General features: G+C 49.6%; 18 protein-coding genes and 1 pseudogene. 9 read left to right on the forward strand and 10 right to left on the reverse strand.

Annotation, left to right across the window (positions count from 1 at the left end; translation table 11 throughout):
* Nucleotides 1–3 precede the first annotated feature (3 nt).
* Nucleotides 4–168 (reverse strand): hypothetical protein, encoded by a 165-nt coding sequence (locus LN737_RS26240; protein WP_405513494.1) that lies wholly within the window; start codon nt 166–168, stop codon nt 4–6.
* 112 nt (nt 169–280) lie between these two features.
* Nucleotides 281–3,087 (reverse strand): annotated as a pseudogene (locus LN737_RS26245) (substrate-binding domain-containing protein).
* Nucleotides 3,088–3,643: 556 nt separating this feature from the next.
* Here LN737_RS26245 and LN737_RS26250 point away from each other — a divergent pair.
* Nucleotides 3,644–3,865 (forward strand): hypothetical protein, encoded by a 222-nt coding sequence (locus LN737_RS26250; RefSeq protein WP_405513495.1) that lies wholly within the window; start codon nt 3,644–3,646, stop codon nt 3,863–3,865.
* A gap of 128 nt (nt 3,866–3,993) precedes the next feature.
* On the opposite strand, the gene LN737_RS26255 is transcribed toward LN737_RS26250, so the two are convergent.
* The 4 genes from LN737_RS26255 to LN737_RS26270 form a co-directional block, all read right to left on the reverse strand.
* Nucleotides 3,994–5,142 (reverse strand): chromate transporter, encoded by a 1,149-nt coding sequence (locus LN737_RS26255; protein ID WP_405513497.1) that lies wholly within the window; start codon nt 5,140–5,142, stop codon nt 3,994–3,996.
* A gap of 23 nt (nt 5,143–5,165) precedes the next feature.
* Nucleotides 5,166–6,128 carry a DUF1259 domain-containing protein gene (locus tag LN737_RS26260; RefSeq protein WP_405513499.1) on the reverse strand — a complete coding sequence of 321 codons (963 nt, stop codon included), beginning with the start codon at nt 6,126–6,128 and terminating at the stop codon, nt 5,166–5,168.
* A gap of 26 nt (nt 6,129–6,154) precedes the next feature.
* Nucleotides 6,155–6,730, reverse strand: coding sequence for a hypothetical protein (locus LN737_RS26265; RefSeq protein ID WP_405513501.1), 576 nt, complete (start codon nt 6,728–6,730; stop codon nt 6,155–6,157).
* 62 nt (nt 6,731–6,792) lie between these two features.
* Nucleotides 6,793–7,650, reverse strand: a complete 858-nt coding sequence (locus tag LN737_RS26270) for a chromate resistance protein ChrB domain-containing protein (RefSeq protein ID WP_405513503.1) — start codon at nt 7,648–7,650, stop codon at nt 6,793–6,795.
* A 316-nt stretch (nt 7,651–7,966) separates the two neighbouring features.
* Between LN737_RS26270 and LN737_RS26275 the strand changes: the two genes are divergently transcribed.
* Together LN737_RS26275 and LN737_RS26280 are read left to right on the forward strand one after the other, a co-directional pair.
* Nucleotides 7,967–10,246 (forward strand): NADP-dependent malic enzyme, encoded by a 2,280-nt coding sequence (locus tag LN737_RS26275; protein ID WP_405513504.1) that lies wholly within the window; start codon nt 7,967–7,969, stop codon nt 10,244–10,246.
* A 102-nt stretch (nt 10,247–10,348) separates the two neighbouring features.
* Nucleotides 10,349–10,819, forward strand: coding sequence for a lipocalin family protein (locus LN737_RS26280; RefSeq protein WP_405513506.1), 471 nt, complete (start codon nt 10,349–10,351; stop codon nt 10,817–10,819).
* A 33-nt stretch (nt 10,820–10,852) separates the two neighbouring features.
* On the opposite strand, the gene LN737_RS26285 is transcribed toward LN737_RS26280, so the two are convergent.
* Together LN737_RS26285 and LN737_RS26290 are read right to left on the reverse strand one after the other, a co-directional pair.
* Nucleotides 10,853–12,889 (reverse strand): tetratricopeptide repeat-containing sensor histidine kinase, encoded by a 2,037-nt coding sequence (locus LN737_RS26285; protein ID WP_405513508.1) that lies wholly within the window; start codon nt 12,887–12,889, stop codon nt 10,853–10,855.
* A gap of 64 nt (nt 12,890–12,953) precedes the next feature.
* On the reverse strand, nt 12,954–13,688 hold the full coding sequence (locus LN737_RS26290; protein WP_405513510.1) for a LytTR family DNA-binding domain-containing protein: 735 nt from the start codon (nt 13,686–13,688) through the stop codon (nt 12,954–12,956).
* A gap of 164 nt (nt 13,689–13,852) precedes the next feature.
* Between LN737_RS26290 and LN737_RS26295 the strand changes: the two genes are divergently transcribed.
* From LN737_RS26295 to LN737_RS26320, 6 genes are all read left to right on the forward strand, one after another.
* Nucleotides 13,853–14,713 (forward strand): hypothetical protein, encoded by an 861-nt coding sequence (locus LN737_RS26295; protein WP_405513512.1) that lies wholly within the window; start codon nt 13,853–13,855, stop codon nt 14,711–14,713.
* Nucleotides 14,710–15,363 carry a hypothetical protein gene (locus tag LN737_RS26300; RefSeq protein ID WP_405513514.1) on the forward strand — a complete coding sequence of 218 codons (654 nt, stop codon included), beginning with the start codon at nt 14,710–14,712 and terminating at the stop codon, nt 15,361–15,363. Before LN737_RS26295 ends, LN737_RS26300 begins: the two co-directional genes overlap by 4 nt.
* Complete coding sequence (locus LN737_RS26305) at nt 15,360–15,908, forward strand: hypothetical protein (protein ID WP_405513516.1); 549 nt, start codon at nt 15,360–15,362, stop codon at nt 15,906–15,908. The genes LN737_RS26300 and LN737_RS26305 overlap by 4 nt, the downstream gene beginning before the upstream one ends.
* A gap of 3 nt (nt 15,909–15,911) precedes the next feature.
* Entirely contained in the window at nt 15,912–16,367 is a 456-nt protein-coding gene (locus LN737_RS26310; protein ID WP_405513518.1) for a lipocalin family protein, read from the forward strand.
* A 36-nt stretch (nt 16,368–16,403) separates the two neighbouring features.
* Entirely contained in the window at nt 16,404–17,120 is a 717-nt protein-coding gene (locus tag LN737_RS26315; protein ID WP_405513520.1) for a hypothetical protein, read from the forward strand.
* 181 nt (nt 17,121–17,301) lie between these two features.
* Entirely contained in the window at nt 17,302–17,787 is a 486-nt protein-coding gene (locus LN737_RS26320; RefSeq protein WP_405513522.1) for a DUF1440 domain-containing protein, read from the forward strand.
* 157 nt (nt 17,788–17,944) lie between these two features.
* On the opposite strand, the gene LN737_RS26325 is transcribed toward LN737_RS26320, so the two are convergent.
* Nucleotides 17,945–19,297: a DUF418 domain-containing protein gene (locus tag LN737_RS26325; protein ID WP_405513524.1), complete on the reverse strand. Its 1,353-nt coding sequence runs from the start codon at nt 19,295–19,297 to the stop codon at nt 17,945–17,947.
* Nucleotides 19,298–19,440: 143 nt separating this feature from the next.
* Nucleotides 19,441–20,721: a rod shape-determining protein RodA gene (rodA, locus tag LN737_RS26330; protein WP_405513526.1), complete on the reverse strand. Its 1,281-nt coding sequence runs from the start codon at nt 20,719–20,721 to the stop codon at nt 19,441–19,443.
* Nucleotides 20,722–20,738: the final 17 nt, after the last annotated feature.

Below are 20,738 nucleotides of genomic sequence, written 5' to 3' on the forward strand. Positions count from 1 at the left end.
TGTTTAGCAGGCGCTGTTTAAACTCAGCGCTCCAGCTTTTACGAAGAGATTCCCAATTACGTCGCCCCCAAACGAAATTTCCGTACCCGTAAGCTGGTTTTGCGCTGGATGGCAAATTCCGGTCAGGCAAAAGAGAATTGCTAGAACGGATAAAAACGATCTATTCATGGTAGATCGTTTTTTCAAAAATACAGATGTGTTGTCATCCCTCCTGCGTCGGAATGACAAAAAATGAACACTAGTGAGATTAGCCAGCACGAAGACGCCAACTTACTATAATTTATGCACCAACCGGCGATTTGCGGTATTCGGACGGCGTTTTCTTGGTGTGCTGTTTGAAGAAGGTGGTAAAGTAGGCCGCTGAGTTAAAGCCCGTTTCAAAAGCAATTTCGGCCATGGTTTTGTTGGTTTCACGCAGCAGGTATTTGGCACGTTTGAGCCGGATGTCGGTCAGGTAATCCATTACGTTCATATCCAGCAGAGCCTGAACTTTACGATACAACTGCACCCGCGACAGCCCCATTTCCCGGCTCAGTTTCTCGACGCCAAAGGCCGGATCATTCAGGTTTTGCTCAATGAGTGCCGTTAGTTCATTCAGGAATTTTTTCTCCTGCCGGTTGCCACCCGACTGGGGCGAAAAATCAGACGCAAACCGCTGCTGCCACTTCTGCCGGTTCGCCAGCATGGTGCGTAGCGTTTCGACCAGAAAAGTTGTATTAAACGGCTTTGTGATGTAAGCATCGGCACCGGCGCGGGTGCCTTCAATCTGGTTTTCCATCTGCCCTTTGGCCGTCAGCAGCACCACCGGGATGTGCGAGGTACGTAAATCGGTTTTAATACGCTGAGTCAGCTGAAATCCGTCCAGACCCGGCATCATGACATCGCTGATAATTACATCCGGAATAATTTCGATTGCCCGCTCCCAGCCCGCTGAACCGTCGACTTCGGCAACGATATCGAATTCACCCCGAGCCGGGCCGTAAGGAATGTCCGCAGTTCGTCGTTATCCTCCACAACCAACAGCGTACCGGCATGTTTTGGAGGCAGTGTCAGCGGGGGCAGCGTCTCATCATTTTCTTCCAGTTCAGCACCAGGCAGGTAGCCCGTTGAAAGCGTCCGGTTTGTTGTTCCCTCCATTTCTTCCGGCTCCAGATGCTCATTTCCCAGCGGCAGCAGGATGGTAAACGTAGTGCCTTTATTGGGTTCCGACTGTACGCTGATATCGCCCCGGTGCAACTGTATAAATTCCATGGATAAAGCCAACCCCAGCCCTTTCGCCAGATTAAACGGTTTGGTTCCGCTGTAGAACAGATCAAAAGCATGATCCTGCTCGTCAGGTGTCATCCCCTGCCCGTTGTCCTGCACCCGGATACGTACCTGTTTGTCGAGCCGGTCGAGCCGGACGTGAATCAGGCCGCCTTTGGGTGTGTATTTAAACGCATTTGAAAGCAGATTGAACAACACCTTGTCGAGTTTCTCGGCATCGAACCAGAGCGGCTGGTCGGAAAGGCTGGTAATCAATTGCAGATCGATCCGTTGCTTTTCGGCCTTACGCTTAAAATCCTGAACAATGTCCTGCACAAACGCAACCAGGTCCTGTTCGGCGGTTCGCAGTCGCTGTTTTCCGGCATCGGTTTTCCGCAGGTCCAGCATCTGATCCACCAGGCGCAACAACCGATAGGCGTTTTTCTGCACCAGCAACAGACTGCTTCGGAGGTCATGTGTACTTACATTTCGCTTGCTCAGTAAATCTTCCGTTGGGGTCAGAATCAGGCTAAGGGGCGTATTGAACTCGTGCGATATGTAGGAATAAAAACGTAATTTTTCTTCCGTCGCCAACCGTGCCTGCTGCGATACAGCCTCAATTTTATTTTTCTGATCCAGTATTTCCTGATTCTGAATTTCGAGCGTCTGGTAAGCTGTTTGCTTGGTCCGAAACAGGTACAACGCCCAGCCGCCCAATAAAAGCGATACGATCAGGCTGGCGAGGGTCAGGTACAGCGTATTTCTCTGCGACAGATACGTTTGGTTCAACTCATCCAGGCGCTGGCTTTGTCGTTCGATATCAGTTTGCTGCTCAATAACTTTTTCGTTCTGGAGTTTCATGATCCGCACGTTCGTCGAATCAATGAGCGTTATAGGCAGTCGGTTCTCCCGTTTAAAGGGTTTCTTGTGCAGAATGGCAATGGCCGCCCGGATAGCCTCTTTGCCGCCCGTCGGGTACAGAACCGTAGCCCGCAATATACCGCGCTCAACAAGATCTATACCTTCATTCTTCCCCGGCAGACCGTCAACGCCAATGACTTTCACCCGCTGCTCTACACCTGCCTGCTGGCAAACTTTATAGGCTTTGAGCGCCGTACGGTCATTCTGCGCAAAAATAAGCTGTACACCGGGCTGAGCCTTCAATAGCGCCGTTAATCGACCTGCAAACGAGTGGGTGTCCCAATCTCCTTCCAGTTTCCTGATCAGCTTAATGCCCGGATGGTGGCCAATAGCTTCAACAAATCCCCGGTGCCGGTCGATGTCGGCAGAAGAGCCCGGCGATTCGCCAATTTCCACTACGTTGCCCACGCCATTCAGGAGCGTATTGGTATACATACCCGCTGTCCGGCCTACATCAACATTATCGGCGCCAACATAGGCGGTGTATTGATCGGAGGCCGTACGGCGGTCAAGAATGATGACCGGGATACCCTGCTGGTACGCTTTTTCAACGATAGGCGTAATGGGCAGAGCTGCATTTGGCGACACAATCAGCAAATCGACTTTCTGATTGATAAGCTCTTGAATCTGAGCAACCTGCCGGGCACTTTGACCACCAGCATCTTTCACCAGAAAGTCAATTTCAGGATTAAACGAAAGTTCCCGGTTCATATCCTCCAGCATGGTTTTACGCCAGTTGTCGGCACCAGTGCGTTGCGAGAACCCAATCCGGTAATGCTTGTCGGGCTCCGTTACGTTGCAGCTGACTGTCAGCAAACACAGCCCCAAAAGTCCAGTCAGTTCCCTTGCTTTTTGCGCAAAAGCGTATTTGCCTGTAAAAGAAGCAATCAGCTTTGTGGGTCTGAAAACAGAAGAGTTCATGAGGGAGGACAAGCGTTTCGGCATTGTCCAAAGATAATGTATAAGATTTTGAATACAACGCGGGCCATACAGGTGTTTTAGCCCGCATACTTCTGTCTGTAGCGTAGGGCTTGCCCATCAATACTGTTTTTAGTGCCTATGGGCTTTATTACTTCCGGAAGAAAGGCTTGCACAATTTGACTTTTCGATGAAAAATCAGAGGCACTTTTTGTACTATATTTATAAATATAAACTATTCCATTGTAGTTTACTGTTATATAGTTAGGAGAGACAAGTGGATAGTTCTATCTCTCCACTATTGATTATTAACAAATTAACTAAATTATGCAATTATCACACGCGCTTAAACATAAAAATATAGCTAAGGCGACGTGGATTAGTATTTGTACTTTTTCTCGTTTGCTCGTCCTTGGCTTTATCCGGCAGAATGCCCAGGTTTTTGAAAGTTTATCCCGAATGTCAACACCATTTGGAGGTAGTATACGAGCTACTAATCGATAGAACCAATCATTCAGTACAAACAATCTGAGTGGTTTTCACTAATAACATCAACACAATGAATACAGTAGAAAAGCAGCTTATTTCGCTGCAACAACAAATAGAACATCTGAATGCTGAAGTCGCTACGTTACTGGCGCTGGCTTCGGCAAATCAATATACCGCTGACCAGTCAACGGAATCGGCCATCGGTCGTACGCTACCAGAGCGGCCGTCGATCCATACGAAAAATTCGCAGATAGGCATCAATCGCTACCGTCAGCTTCAGGCAAACGATTAAAGAGTTTAGTCCGCTTATCATCTTAAAATCAGCTAGATACAAATAAACATAAGGGCAATGCCGTTGAAACTTCAACGGCGTTGCCCTTATGTTTATGGTAGTGGTAAGAAGGGTGAAAGCGTATTGGGTTAACCAACGTAACGCAGCAGTAAGCCTACCACGGCAGCCGCGCCAATCAGGCTCAGCTCGGGTAGTTTTTTGAACCTGTACAGCAATCCAACAGAGGCTACAGCAATCAAAACGGCGGGTATATCGACCAACTGCCGACGGGCCAGAACCACTACAGCCCCAGCAATAGCCCCCACAGCCGCTACCGTAACGCCATCGACAAAGGCTTTGACACCCGGATGTTTACCCCAGCGTTTGAAATAAGGTGCCGGAAGCACGGTCAGCAGGTAACAGGGCAGAAACGTAGCTAAGGCCGCCACACAGGCGCCCGGCAAACCGGCCACCAGATAGCCGATGAACGCAACTGTAATAACAACCGGGCCGGGTGTAATCATGGCCACGGCTACAGCGTCTAAAAACTGTTGTTCGGTCAGCCAGCCAAATTCTTTTACAACCCCTCCGTATAGAAACGGAACGATGGCCAGCCCGCTGCCAAACACAAACGCACCCGCTTTCGCAAAAAAGATGGCCAGCTTCCACAAGACGGATTCGGTAGGGAGAGCCGGTAGTTGTGCGATAAATGGAACAAGACTATGGCCTACTCCCGGCCTGATAAATTGAGGGGGCGTTTTAACGAGCCAGTAGATACCGCCCGACAACAGCACCAGCCAGAGCAGTTCTGATTCGGTAACGGCTGTCGCGAGGGCCGACAGACCGAACAACATCCATCCGAGCGGATCTTTACCTATGGTTTTGGTTGTCAGTTTGTACGTCCCGATTGTGATAATGCCAATGACAGCAGCCCCAATTCCGTAAAAAATAGCCTGCATCCAGGGCAACCCGCCAAATTGAATGTAAGCCCAGCCCAGTGCGACCACCATTATAAACGAGGGCAGTACAAACGCCAGCCCAGCCAGTGTAGCGCCTGCTAATCCATAGTGAACGTACCCCAGATAAATGGCAAGTTGAGCCGCCAGAGGGCCCGGTGCCAACTGCGCTAAGGCCATACCTTCCCGATAGTCTTCTTCGGTGATCCATCGACGGTCGATCACCAGATCGCTATGCATAGCACTGACCAAAGCCGGTGGACCGCCAAACCCGATTGTCCCTAATCGAAGGAAGTAACGTACCAAATCGGTTTTCGTGTACGGCAGAATAGGTGATTCCATACTTTACTGACATTTCCCGTGGATTAATGATGACCATTCGACTGGCCTTTTCCTAACTGGTCCAGGGCGGCCCGGAATCCCCTGGCTAATTCTGTGGCCGGACCAGCTCCGTAATAGTGCAGGAAAACGGTTCGCGGTTGTTCGCCCAGCATGTGGTGATGCAGAGCAACAACTTCCAGTTTATGACTACGTAAGGCCCTGATAACAAGGTTTACCTCGCCTTCTAACATAGCTATGTCACCAGCTATATGAGCGGCTTCCTGTTTGCCAGCAAACGATGCCCAGGAATTCAACCCGATGGCTGCTGTCATCTCAGCGCCCATCGCCAGAATCTGAACATCGTCGCGCCCGATAGTGTATTTGTACGTTGGACCATTGACGACACCTTTGTATTTGACAACCGCATCGAGTGCTGATAGATCAAAAAGCTCGTTACCCGCCGGAGCGTTTGTAGCCGACTTTGCCGGAGCTTGATTGGCCGGAAACAGCTTGGTGTTACGGATAGCCTGGGCATACTTTTTGGCCAGTTCACCCACATCGCCCATCCCATGCACATGCATATAAAAAATACGCGGCTGTTCGTAAAAAAAGTGGTTGTGAATAGCCCCTACTTCCAGCTCAGCTGCATGCGTAGCATCAATCAGCGGATTGACTTCGCCTTCCAGCAGGACCGTATCACTCATCATCACCGTTTGTTTGCCATCAAGTGTCTTTTTAAAGGCCACCCAGCCACCAAAACCAAACGGAATCGGTATAGATTCACCCTTAACCGTCACACTTAGATCGTTACGTGGCAGGGGCACCGAATAAGTTGCCTGCGCTTCATTGTAGGCCCCTTTTTTTCCCAGTGCCGTAGCAATAACCTCCTGCTCGTCTGCCGATAGGGCAGGTGTTTTACCGATTGGCAAAGTCCCGGCTATGGGGGCGCCACAAAGCGGAATGGTCCCAGCCAGAACCGTAGTATGAATAAAATCCCGTCGTTTCATCGATTTGTCTGATAAGGGTAAGTTGCTTAGAAAACAATGCCAAACTGTAGCCCGACCGACAACGAAGTGGGCCGGTCGTTGCCAAAGCGAACCGGTACAGGAACGGCCACAAAGTAACTGATGGTCGGTCCTTTCTTTACGATCTTGTTGAGTACAGGCGTAACACCGTAACGGCCAGAGGTTTCGAACGCCAGCCGACCTGCAAACGTAAAGTCGTGTCCTAAATTAACCAATACCCCCGGATGAAAGAGTACGTTGGCAACTCGGCTGGTGCCATTTTCGGCCCGGATAAGCGGAACGATTTCAACCGAGAAGCCAATCTTTTGCGTTTTCCAAACATTCAATCCAATCGGAAAGCCAACTACATAGTACTGATTAAAGTTGGTCTCACTTCCTCGCTCATCAAACGTAACGATGGGATGAAGTATACCTAAATAACCAACCGTGCGAGGATAAACAGGTGGTGTACTCGGGGGCGTCTGCGCCAGCGCCTGACTACAATTTACTGATAACCAAATAAATACAAAAATGAATACAAATCCGCGCTTTCGGCCAGACCAGAGGCTCAATTCCGTTAAAACAATGTGATAAACCCTATCCATACGTGACATATTCTTAGTTGTCACAAGAATACGCCAACCGAAAAACGGGAAATAGAACGGATTTAACCTTTTGTATCTGCTTTACCTTTTCGCCCGTTTTTTCGGTAATCTGACGGATTTTGTCCAACCAGTTTTTTGAATATCCGCGTAAAATGGCTCTGATCAGAGAAGCCGGTCAGGTAGGCAATTTCAGATAAGCTATAGGTTGTGGTTTCCAATAACTGAAGTGCTTTCTCGATACGTAGCTTACGAATGTATTCCCCAAATGACAGGTCATCGAAATAGCGGGAAAATGTACGCGATACGTAGGCCGGATTGACAGCCAGGCTTTCGGATAGCTCGGTCAGACTCAGGGTTAGATTTGTATCGATCTGGTCTTGAATCAACTCTTTCAATTCGCTTACCCACGTAGGTATCTTTCGTTTGCCTGTCGGCTTGAGGTACGTATGAAGGACCTGCAATAACAGACGTTCTGTGGGGCTTTGCGTATGCTTTGCCGCCTGCAAATGCTTAGCCCAACTATAAAGCGCATCGTACAGTATCATGCCCTGTTCCAGCAGCAGCTGATCATCCTGGATGTTGAAAGCCAGCCCCGCTGAGATAGCCCACAAGCCCGCAGCCTGTGCCGATAACGTATGATCGTCGGTATCGGCGCCACGCACAATCGGAGCAATCACCTGCAAGGCAGGTTCCGTTAATTGATGCTTCTGCAAAAAATAATCGAACGTACAGCGGTCCTCATAGTGCGTGTACTCTACGCCGGGAATGTCGAACGGAATCGCATCCAACTCCTGCGCTTTGGCAATAACCTCTGTTTCTGGCACAAAGAAGATGGCAGCATCCGGGTCAATAAATCGCTTTATGAGCCATGGACAAGCCAGCCGATCAATCTTTGGACGCTCGCGGGTAACCCAATTCATTAGTTAAAAAAGACTCAATACGTCTCAAATTTTTTGAATAAAACAAAGATTAAATTAACTTATTTCTGCACAATAAATAATACATTACTTTTGTACGAGTCCCAAAAGTAGGTTCAGAACCAATGGTTATGAAGCAGAACGTTTTTATTTCCTTTACTTTTGGCCCAGCATGCCTGCTGTTCCTAACCGATCTACAGGTGATTGACACAAGTTTTTTTTAGGATTACCAGGGCCCGAATCTTATAAACCAAGCTACGTTGATTAGCTGACTTAAACATACTTAATCAATCCATACGCCTACTTTCATCCCTTCATTATGCAGCAAAAAATACGTCGCGAAGATGCTCTGGAGTATCACGCCAAAGGACGCCCCGGCAAACTCGAAGTCATTCCTACTAAAGATTACAGCACCCAGGCCGATCTGTCGTTAGCCTATTCGCCGGGTGTTGCCGAACCGTGCCTGGCCATTGCCGAGAACCGCGAGGATGTTTATAAATACACCGCCAAAGGCAATCTGGTGGCTGTCATCAGCAACGGTACAGCTGTGCTTGGCCTGGGCGATATCGGCCCCGAAGCCAGCAAACCCGTTATGGAAGGAAAAGGGCTGCTGTTTAAAATCTACGCGGATATCGATGTCTTTGATATTGAGCTGGATACCAAAAACGTCGATGAGTTTGTCCGGATGGTAAAGATTCTGGAGCCGACGTTCGGTGGTGTCAATCTGGAGGATATCAAAGCCCCCGAGTGCTTCGCGATTGAGGAACGCTTAAAAGCGGAGCTGAACATCCCCATTATGCATGACGATCAGCACGGAACGGCCATTATTTCGGCAGCCGCCCTGCTGAATGCGCTCGAAATCGTTGGGAAAAAGATTGAGGACGCAAAGATTCTGGTCAATGGAGCGGGTGCATCGGCGATCTCCTGCACAAAGCTATACGTAGCGCTGGGCGCCAATGTAGAAAACGTAGTGATGTGCGATAGCAAGGGCGTTATCCGGGCCGACCGCACTGATCTGGACGAACGTAAAAGCCTGTTTGCTACGTCCCGCGATCTGCACACCCTCGAAGAAGCCTTCATTGGTGCCGACGTATTCATTGGTTTGTCGAAGGGTAACACCGTAAGTCAGGACATGGTCCGTTCCATGGCCAACGACCCGATTGTGTTTGCGATGGCTAATCCAACGCCCGAAATCAGTTACGAAGAAGCCATGGACGCCCGACCCGATCTGATTATGGCAACGGGGCGCTCCGATTATCCGAATCAGGTTAACAACGTACTGGGCTTTCCTTACATTTTCCGGGGTGCGCTGGACGTTCGGGCTACGGAAATTAATGAAGCCATGAAACTGGCGGCTGTTCATGCGCTTGCGGGGATGGCAAAAAAGCCTGTCCCCGACCTTGTGAACATGGCTTACGGCACTGATAATCTGATGTTTGGCCGTGGCTATATCATTCCCAAACCCGTTGACCCCCGTTTGCTGGAGAGCGTAGCGCCAGCCGTAGCCAAAGCCGCTATGGACTCGGGCGTAGCGAAGCAACCCATTACGGATTGGGAAGCGTACGAGAGCCAGCTGGCCCGACGACTTGGGCAGGATACACGCATTTCGCGGGTAATCAACAACAAGGCACGTACCAATCCGAAACGGGTGGTTTTTGCGGATGCCGAAAACCTCAAAGTGCTAAAAGCCGCTCAACAGGTAAAAGACGGTGGCATCGCCCACCCGATTCTGCTGGGCGAGCGGGCTGTCATTGAGGAAATGATCACGCAAAATAACCTGGACCTGGGCGACGTAACGATCATCACCCCCCGCAAGGAGCAGGAACTGGTTGAGCAATTTGGCGATCTTTTCTACAAACGACGGCACCGTAAGGGTCTCACGGCAGTTGATGCCCGCAAACGGATGCTTTCGCGCACGCACTTCGGCGCCATGATGGTCGAAACGGGGCAGGCCGACGCGCTTATTTCCGGCCTGACGCACAATTACCCCGACACCATCCGCCCGGCGCTACAGGTCATTGGCAAAGAATCGGGCGTACGGAAAGTGGCCGGTATGTATATTCTGCTGACCAATCGCGGGCCGCTGTTTTTCTCCGACACAACGGTGAACATGAACCCTACGGCTGAGGAAATTGTGGAGATTACGGAACTGACGGCTCGGGCTGTGGAACGATTCAATATCAAACCGCGAATTGCTCTGGTGACGTATTCTAATTTCGGCAGCGCCAAAGGGGAAGACGCCGATAAAATGCAGGAGGCAGCTGAAATTCTGCAACGAAAACACCCCGATATGATTGTAGATGGCTCCATGCAGGCTCACCTAGCGTTCAATGTCGATTTATTACGTCAGAATTACCCCCTCAGCAAACTGGTCGATGAAGGCGCGAATACGTTGATTTTCCCGAATCTGTCAGCGGCCAACATTGCGTACAATCTCATGCGCGAAACAGCGGGCCCCCGGGCGGCTGGTTTCGACGTTATCGGCCCGATTTTGCTTGGTATGCGCAAACCGGTATACGTACTGCAGCTTGGTTCGTCGGAACGCGAAATTGCCAACATGGTCGCCATTGCCGTTGTTGAAGCGCAGAGCCTGAGCTAGTTTACCCTTATCTACTTCATAACCGCCGTTCGCTCAAAGGTTTTCACGTTGCGTCGAACGGCGGTTTAGTTTTCCGTATAAACGGACTAACCGCGCTATTTTATGACTCGCCTATTCGCTTTTGCCGTAACAATGCTTTTGTTCAGCACCGCTTATTACACACCTGGATCCTCCCTTTTCGACAACGTAACGGGTACCTGGAAACGCACATCCATGACGTTGGTAGACGCCAGTGGTAAAGCAACCGATATGATGCAGATGATGACGAAGTCAATGCCCTGTTCAAAAGACATTACGTATACCTTCACCAGTGACGGTCAGATGAGAACCATCGTTCCAGACGCCTGCGGTTCACTAAAGAAGACCATCGAATCGATGAATGCTACGGGTCGATGGACAAGTCACGGTGACAAAGTGACCGTCACAACAACGATGAAAGATATTCCGCCTGCTACGTATGACCTTAAAATTCAGGGCAATACGATGACCTGGATTTTTAATTATAGCGATAATCCTAAAACGCCGAACCCGACAAAAGCCAAACGGATGGCCATTACGTATCAGAAGCTTTGATTTATCTGCCGGATCGCATGAACAACCCGGAGTTTACACCTGGGAAAAAGTCAGTTGAAATTCCGTTCCTTCTCCCGGTTCTGACCGGACGCTGATTCGGCAGCCAATCGCCCGGGTTAAATCGCGGATGAGGTGCAGACCCAGTCCACTTTTACCGCTGATAACCGCATCATTTGTGTAAAGCGATTTCAGTTGATTCCCCGACATGCCGGGACCATTATCGCTGATAGTCAGCACTACGTTCCCATTCTCGGGTCGGGCTTTCCAATGAATATGGGCGTCAGGCGTGTTTTTCAGGGCATGGATGGCGTTGCTGGTCAGGTTCTGCAGGATGGTGCGCAGATAATCTTCGTCGGTAGCTACCTGCAACCCGTCGGGCGTGTCGTAGCTGAAGCGCACGTTGGTTGTCCCGGCGAAAAAGCGTTGCAGGTAAGCAAACTGCGTGTCGACGGGAACCTTTTTTACATCGGGCTTGAACTGCTGCATCTGCCCTTTGCTCCAGAGCAGCATCGACTCCATCGTATCAAGTAACCCCTCGGCGGCTTCGGTGATGTTTTGCTGATGGCGGGCCACCTGATCGGCAGGAAGCAGGTCGGGATTTTCGCGCTGGAGGTGTAAAAAATTGATCAGGTTGGCAATGGGACTGCGTAAATCATGGCTCAGAATGGCAAAGAAACGGGCCTTCACCTGATTGGCTTCGTCGAGTTCGTGATTCAGGTGGAGCAGAGTCGTATTGGTCTTTTTACGGGTTCGGTTCTGCCGGTAAAGTAATCCCCCGATCACCAGCAACAGCCCGACACCCACCAGCAGCGCCAGTTGCTGGCGTTTCTGTCCGGCAATGGTCAGCCGGTTGATTTCGAGTTGTTTATCGCGGAGTTCTATTTCGCGTTGGCCTTCCAGCCCGGCAATCTTGTTTTTGGCCTCCTGCGAATAGAGCGAATCCTGCACAGCCTGATACGCTCTGAAATTTTCATAAGCACTTTTGTAATCACCGGTCAGGGCCTGCCATTCGGCCAGATTACTCCGAAAATACGCCTGGTCGCTCAATTCACCCTTGTCGGCGCTGAGACGGATAGCCGCGTTGAGATACTGACCCGCAAGTCGCAACCGCGTGGCCCGGTCGGTGGGCTGTATCGCGGACCCATTAGGAGGAGTATACCGTACCAGGTCGAAATACGCTACGCCAAGGTTGGCCAGATTCGTAACTGCGTCGAGATTCCGGGGGTTGAGACTGTCCCAGAGTTGTTTGGCTTTCAGGGCATACGTAATTTTTTGGCCATAATCACGGTGCATGGCCGTAGACAGGAGACCATACGTTTTGGCTAACCCTTCCCGATTATCCACCTTTTTGTGTTCTGACAACGCCCGCAAACCATACTGCCGTGCCTTATCCCAATTTCCCATCTGGGTATAAAGAGCGGCCATACTAGCCAGAGAACCAGCCAGTTCACGTCGGGCATTGATATCAGGATTGCTCTGTTTCTGCCGGAGAGCCAACGCCCGCTGGCCGAATTGCAGGGCTTTGGGAAAGTTTTTCTGAATCCGATAGATCTCCGAAATATTGTCGAGACCAAGGCCAATCAGGTAGTTATCGCCGGTAGCTTCGGCGTATTTTAATCCCTCGAAATAGTAGCGCGTAGCGGCTGGGTAATTGGAACGAATATTTTGTTCGGCCACCCCGAGGTTATTAGTCGTACTGGCTAAGTTCCAGGTATCGTTCAGGGTTTTGTAGATGCTCACTGCTTTCAGCAAATAATATCGGCTCGAATCGTAATTACCTTTATCGCTATAGGCGCGACCAACGTAGCTATTGAATACCCCAATGCCACGCTGCCAGTTCATGCGGGTGGTATGCTGCAATCCCAACTGACTGTAATGAAGCGCCTGGTCGATGTTGGTAAAAAACCATTCTTCGGCAATGACTCGATAAAGCCGCCCCTTCACCGTATCGTTAGTCGCCTTGGGAAGTTCAGCGGTTAGCGAATCGATAAGCGCACGACCCTGCTTCTGCGCCAGGACAGGACCAGAGAGATGCAGGAAAAAGATAAATAGCCGGGTAAACTGGAACACAGATTTGTAGGATGGTTATGCTGTTGGCTGACTTTTCAGTTCCTACCTGCGAAGACCCTAAAAATCAGAATAATCCGCTGGTTCGTCGGTGTGGTTCTAGATCACTCAGCGCAGTTTTATAACTCCGCCCAATCGGCAGCGTAAAGCCATGAACGTACACCTGCTGAGCAGTAACCTTATCAATGTAGTGCCGTTGAACAGCGTAACTGCGATGAATGCGCAGAAACGACTGAAACGGTAACTCCTGCACCAGATTTCCAATTGACGACAGCACCGTGTACTGATGCGTTGTCGTAACGATACGTGTATAATCTTTCAGACCCTCCAGATACACAATTTCATACAGATTCAGCTTAATTTGCTGATGCCCGTCCTTGATAAATACAGTATCGGCCCCCAAACTCAGATCGAACAATTGCGCCTTTCGTGTCAGGTCGAAAAATACCTGAACACGGGCCATCGTGTGGCTAAACCGCTCGGCCCGGATGGGTTTCACCAGATAATCGAACGCATCGACCGCAAAACTCTCCACGGCATAGTCGGGATAGGCCGTGATAAACACACAAACCGGCACCTGCATCAGGCTGGCCCGCAGGTCCAATCCGCTCAGGCCAGGCATATCGACATCCAGCAGCAGCACATCGACAGGCTGGTTTTTCAATACGGGCAGGGCATCTGTAGCCGTTGCAAACACACCCACAATGTCGAGCTGCGGGTACTGCCGCGCGTGCGCCAGAGCCGTCAGTCGGTCAATTTCATTATCATCGACGATAACGCAGGAGTGGGTATGGTGGGGCATTGGCAGACAGTCATCCAGCCAAATATAGGCGCTTTTTGGTTGGAAAATCAACCGTTTGCTCAAGTTGCCCTGCTGTTAGTCGATTCAAACGGTCGTTGGTCGAGCGAGTCTTGTGAGCGTTTCCCAATCTGAGCAGTTTCGTCCTACCAATATCTGGTTTCGATATGAGACAGCTCTTATTTCTACTACTGCTGGCAGGTTGTACCAATACCCCTAACGATCCTATCCCAGCTACCCCAACGAACCCAACCGACCCAAATCCGGTCGGCAGCACTACGTTAGGCAATGGACAACCGGGCGTTGTTGGCCTGAGCGGAATCAGTGCATGGGACAATTTGTCGACTAGCGAGAAAAATCGCGTGAAAGGCTGGAATAGTTTGTTTGTTCACGCATCGGTTGGTGGTGATCTGGAAGACGGGAGCCAGAATAACGACTTCAAGTTCGAGTTCTATGATGGTACTACGTTAAACGATGGCCTGAACGGTGCCGACTGGAATTCGATTAACAATGGCAATAACATCTCGAACGGGGAACCCGACAAAAAGATGGCCGCTTTCAAACGCGAAGCCATCGAGCAAAAGGCAAAACTCCAGATCGCCATCTTCAAGTTTGGCTATGCTGACATTACCGACGGTAACGTAGAAAGCGTCAAAACAGCTTACAAACAGATGATTGATGAGTTACGGACGGCCGGTATCAAACGTTTCATACATATCACCCCACCCCTCATCTACATCGTTTCGAAAGACGACGGCAACGCGGCCAAAATGAAAATAGGCCAGTGGATGAAGGATACGTTTAAGGCGCAGGATGTTGTTTTCGATTTGCAGGAAATTGAATCAGATAATGGCGCCTGCAAACTGGGTACTGTCTGGACCATCTGCGACAAGTATCGTTCTACGGCGAACTGCCCAAGCAAAGGACAGGGAATAGATGCGCCCGAAGGCCAGGGACATCTCTGCGAAAAAGAAGCCAACCGCATCAGCAAAGCCTTTTTGATGAGCATTTACAACGCTGGAAAATGATTAAAACGGAACCGCACCGGCGGCCCGGGCTGATTGGTATGACAAAAGGCACAAAAGTAGTCCTGTTTTTTCTGGCATTGGCTGGCCTTAGCTGGGGCGTGTACAAGTGCAAATATGCGTACAGCTACTATACCGATCTGAAAGACCGGCCCTGGGCGTACAGCGAAGACGAACACGCAAAACTGCTCGTCGGTACGTGGCAGGGAACGTATCAGGACCCTGATAACGTAGCGAAAACCATTCGGCTCGAAATCCTTGTCCCGATGACCGACGATGAGCGGGCCGCCAAAGCAGGCAAACGCTCCCGGCGACGTAGCGGACTGGGGCAACGGAAAGATAACCAGCACTTCGACGGCTTGGCAACCGTAACCAGCAAACTCGGGAAAGAAGAATACGAAATCTATGGCCGGGTCGGCAAAGACGACTGGCACCAACTGAAAACGGTTCATTTTCGAGTCGTTGATGAAATACAGCAGCTACACAAAAACTTCGGAGTCGGTCAGGCGGAGACGGGCCACTGGCAGGACGACCAGCTAACGCTCACCGTGGGTTTTGTGTACACCACCGCCACCGGCTCGCATTCTTCCGACAGTGCCGATCCGCGCTACGACAAAAAAGTAACCATCCATTTTTCACGCAAAAAATCATGAGAAAATACCTCGCCTACAGCCTGTTACTGGCTGTTCTGTTTGGCAACTCGGGAGCGGGTTGCGGCAGCAAAAATTCGGATGACCCACAGCCCGACAAGTTTCAGTCGCTGATTGGGAAATGGGAAGCAATACGCTTCAATTACGAATTCACCGAACAAAATGGAACTATCAAGAACACCGGCACAGAACTCAAAAGCAAGGGTACCATAATCATTTGGGAGTTTTTCAGCGATGGTCGGCTTAAAGTCACCGGAAATACCAATAATAATGGAGCTATCGAAAGCCGTGAAGTACGCTGGTCGTTGAATGTCAAAAAGGTTGATGTAAATGGTGATATTAATGACGGAACGCTGACCATTATAGGCGACCAGGAGCGGCAATTCGCTCAGACCCTCGGACAGGCTGGCGATTTAACCTACGATATTGGCACCATTGCGAAGAGCGCAGCACCGGATGGAAAAACCAAGATGTATCTCTTGGTAGATGTAACCAAAGTTGGACCGTACAAAAAAAATACCCTGACCTACATCTACGATAAACAGTAAGTCATGAAAACCTCCTTTCTCATTCTCCTAATTGCGCTGGTATTCACTTATGCATCTGCACAGGCACAGAACGTAGTGGGCACCTGGAAACGCACCGCTATGCTCACGACCGAGACCAACGGGAAGACTACTGACGAGTTGCCCGAACTCACCAAAACGATGCCTTGTACGGCGGACATTACCTATACATTTCTGGCCGACGGAACCATGCGAACCGATGTACCAGACGCCTGCGGGCCAATGAAAAAGACCATCGAAAAAATGAATAAAGTGGGTCGATGGTCGGCGACAGGCAACAGACTGAAGATTGTGGTGCCCGACAAAAGCCTGCCCGATTCCGACTACGCCCTCAGTGTGACAGGTACAACCATGACCTGGACGTTCGATTACGTTGCCAATCCGCAGGTTCCGAATCCTGGTAACGCAAAGCGATTAGTCATCAAATACGCTCGCTTGTAATCGGTAAACTAACTAGTCATTTTGGCACCTAAAATCATGAAAAATATACTCGTCTTACTGCTCCTGGGATTCATGTTGTCCTGCACCAAACAGGACGCACAACAGACTACTCCGCAACCCAGCGACCCCATCAGCGATACGCAATGGCATGGCGAGTTTTTCTATGCGAATCAGTCGACCCGGCGCGTGTTTACCATCCAGTTCAAAAAAGACGGTGATTTCATCTGGCAGGACATGAGCGGTTCTTATGACGGAACCTGGAACCTGAACGAAGCCAACGACAAGGTGACCATTACCTTCAAGGCCAACGGCATCCAAACCTCGTTTACGTTGCTGGGAACCACCGAATTAGCCCGACCGCAGAACCTCAATCACTCGCACTGGGTCATTCTTGACCCAGCCTTACGGAAAATTGAGTTGCCCTTTGTGCAGAACATTGGTGCGAAGTTGCCCAAAACCCAGTGGCTAGGGCGATTAGAAAACTACTTGTTCGTATTCGACGAAACCGGTACGGGGAAAGTGACCTGGCGCTGGCCCAGAAACGGCAATGCTGTTTATGGTCACGCAAACTACACCCTGACATCGCCAGTCGTGCTGGCCGACGAAGCAGATATGGCACAGGGATATAGATGCCGCTTCTTTGGGGTGTTTATCAACGAAAAAACGTTGCGGGTTAACAGTTGGATATGGAAACCCGGCCAGGAACAAACGACCCTTCGGATAGAGAACAGTGAAGACTACAGCCTGAAATAACAAGATACATTAAAACGTCTATTTCACTTTCGGGCATCAGACGCTGGTCTGTTCATCAATAAACCAACTAGGCCTGGCCCAGTATTAACGAACAATGGTGTTAACGTAGTGGTTTTCTGAAATTATATCTATCTTAACGGCTTATAACAGTCGCCCTAAGTGACTGAAAATAAGTTATATTATGCAAATAAATTCGTCGTCTGCTACTAAATCTATCCCCATAATCATTCGGGCCGGTTTGGTAGCTGGCACGCTGGATGCGCTTGCCGCCATGGTTATGTTTATGATTCGGGGTGGCAAAAATCCCGCTGCGGTCTGGCGATACGTTGCCAGTGGCGTTTTCGGGAAAGAAGCACTAACTGGCGGAACAGATGTGGTTGTCTGGGGCCTGATCTTTCACTTCCTTATTGCTTTGATCTGGGCCGTAATTTTCTTCGTGATTTACCCAACGCTATGTCGATTCATCAATAACCCGATCATAACGGGTCTGCTTTATGGAGTTCTGGTTTGGGTAGTGATGAATCTGATTGTGCTGCCGCTTAGCCATGTCCCACCAGTTCCACCTTTCGACCTGTCCAAAGCCCTGATCGGCATGGTAATAATCATGGTATGCGTCGGACTGCCCATTGCACGTATCACCCACAACTACTATTCAAACAAATCCTGAGTATCCGATTTTGTGATTTTTGGGATGTCGGCTCCATCTGGTGTGGTGTCGGTTTCTCAAAACCGACACCACAGAATATACGCTCGCAGCAGGTTGAGCCTACGTCCGTAAAGGCCGGTCGTTTTCCGAATCCATCCATTAGCGGATGCGATCTGAACTAGTCCACCGCCACCTTACGCATGGGTTGCGGCTGCCAGTACGTTAAACTACGCCATACCCATTCAAGCGGACCAAACCGGAAAAATTGCAGCCATATAGCACTGAATATCAAATTAATAACCCAGACTACACCCACTACGTAGTACAGTTGGTGATAAGCTAGTTTACCAAAATTACCCAGCCCGTATCCGTTAAAATATAGTGTGCAGCAAATCGTTTGCAGAACATAATTGCTGAAGGCCATCTGCCCCACGTTGGATAAAGCCCGCATCAACCACCCAAAAACACCTGATCGGTACAGCAATAGCAATACGCTGGCATGGCCAATTCCGACCAGCGCCCGTTGTGCATCATACCCTAAACCCGGGGCAACCCATTGCGTATCAGCATACTGGGCCGGGTTGTTGATCAGTTGCTGGAGCAACCAGAGACCGGCAACGCTCAATGGAAGTCCGATCCCATATCCGGCCAGAAGAGTCAGCCAATACGTTCGGGTTGGCAGTTTATTAGAAAAAAACCCCCATTTAAACAGAGCCATGCCTACCAGCATCATACTGAGCATATCCCAGATTCCCAGGTAGAGGTACATAGAGTGAAAACGGATGTTTTCAGGCTCCAGCGTCTTAAAGACTGTTCCGTAGTCAGAACGCATATTTTTGTTTAATTCAGCCACTTCTTTCGCATCCGGCCGAAATTGCTTCAGTACTTTTTCCCAATTTTCTTTATCTTTCTTCTGGTCATCGGTCAGTTTTTTATGCGCTTTTTCCAGCGTAACAACCTGCAGATATTTCTCCCGTTTGTCACGCAGTTGCAGGTGCCGGCGTTCCTGCTTTATTCCGCCAATGGCAACGCAGACCAAGGCACACATAAGCAACTGACGCACAGTGAGCTTACGAAATGGAAACAGAAATAAACCCGCAATCGCATAATCGAACAGAATATCGCCCACCCACATCAGTACGTATTCGTGAATGACGCCGAAAAGCACCATCCACAGAAGCCGTCGATAATAGAAATCAGCCGGATTACTTCCACCAATAGCTTCTTTACGGCCGATGAAAATGAGAATACCAGCCCCAAAAAGCATGGAGAATAAAGCCCGCATTTTTCCTTCAAACAGGACCGTAATGAAGATGAATACGTTATAATCGGTGCTGCCCGGATGGCGTAAGGGTTCCAATTCCAACTGAAATGACTGCCCGAAAAACGGAATATTCATTAACAGAATACCCAGTAAGGCCAGGCCACGTACGACATCGATCGTTTGAAACCGCTCAGAGAGCGCTATTGGTTTGACTGTTTTCGGACGTTCATCAATTGCATCCGCTGAAACCGTAACTGTTGAATCCATAGAAGGAAAGTAAAGTAGGTGGAAGATAGCTTTATAAAGCGCTGCAAATCAGCCACATGAAAGTACTCTACTTTTCTTGATATAAAAAGAAGCTTTTCGTAAACGGTTAAACTATTGATTAATCAAACCAGCCGGATGCGAATTTACCTCCGCATCAATGCCGATCGGCGGGAATCGAGTTTGAGGAAAACAAACAGCAGGATGGAAAAGGACCAGAGTGAAGAACCGCCATAACTGAAAAACGGCAACGGTATACCGATAACCGGAATGAGGCCGATGGTCATACCAATGTTGATGATAACGTGGAAAAAGATGATTCCGGCCACGCAGTAGCCATACACACGGGCAAATTTGGTTCGTTGTTTTTCGGCCAGAATAACGATTCGGGAGAGTAGCGCAATGAACAGCGTGATTACCACCAGGCTCCCCAGAAAACCGTGCTCTTCGCCAATTGTGCAGAAAATGAAGTCGGTGCTTTGTTCGGGTACGAAGTCGAACTTGGTCTGCGTTCCTTCCAGAAATCCCTTCCCGTAGAGCCGCCCGGAGCCGATAGCGATTTTGGCCTGCGTTACGTTCCAGCCTACGCCCAGCGGATCAATGCTTGGGTCGACGAGCACTTTAATCCGGTTGCGCTGGTGCTTCTGCAGTACGTTGTTCATGAAAAAATCAACGCCAACCACAACGATCATCATCCCGGCCCCTACCAGACCCAGCGCGATCAGATTCTGAGCGGTTCGGTTATAACGCGGCATCAGCAGAATAATCACGCCCAGGAGCACCACAATACCTATGAAAATATACAGCTTCGGGAAAATGAGCGCCAGCACGAACAGGATGACCACTGTTACCCCAACTGCTGGAATCCAGGCGGCCAGCCCTTCGCGGTAAAGCATAATCACGAACGACGCAAAAACCAGCGTCGATCCCGTTTCATTGGATGCCAGAATCAGTACACACGGCAATGCGATAATAGCACCAACATAAAGCAGGTCACGCTGTTTGTTCAGGCTGACGCCCGGTATGTCCAGATATTTAGCTAAAGCTAATGCCGTAGCCATTTTGGCAAACTCTGCGGGCTGAATCTGAAAACCGCCAAACTTAATCCATGAACGCGACCCGTTGATGTTTGCACCCGCCACCAATACCAGTAACAGCAATGCAATCATGGCACCGTAGAAGACGAAGGCGAACGTATCGAAAAACGTATGGTTGACAACCAGAATACATATAATCAGAATTACCGTCGTGCCTATCCACATCAATTGCTTTCCGGCATTGGTCGATAGGTCGAACAGGCTGGTTTGATCTTCGGGACTATACACAGCGGCATACACGTTGATCCAGCCAATGGTTACACAAGCCAGATAAAGCAGCAGGGTAATCCAGTCTATTGGTTGCGCAAAAGGGTCGTTACGTCGCGCCATTACTAAAAGATATCAAT

The sequence above is a fragment of the Spirosoma sp. KNUC1025 genome (assembly GCF_045160025.1).
Lineage (GTDB): Bacteria > Bacteroidota > Bacteroidia > Cytophagales > Spirosomataceae > Spirosoma.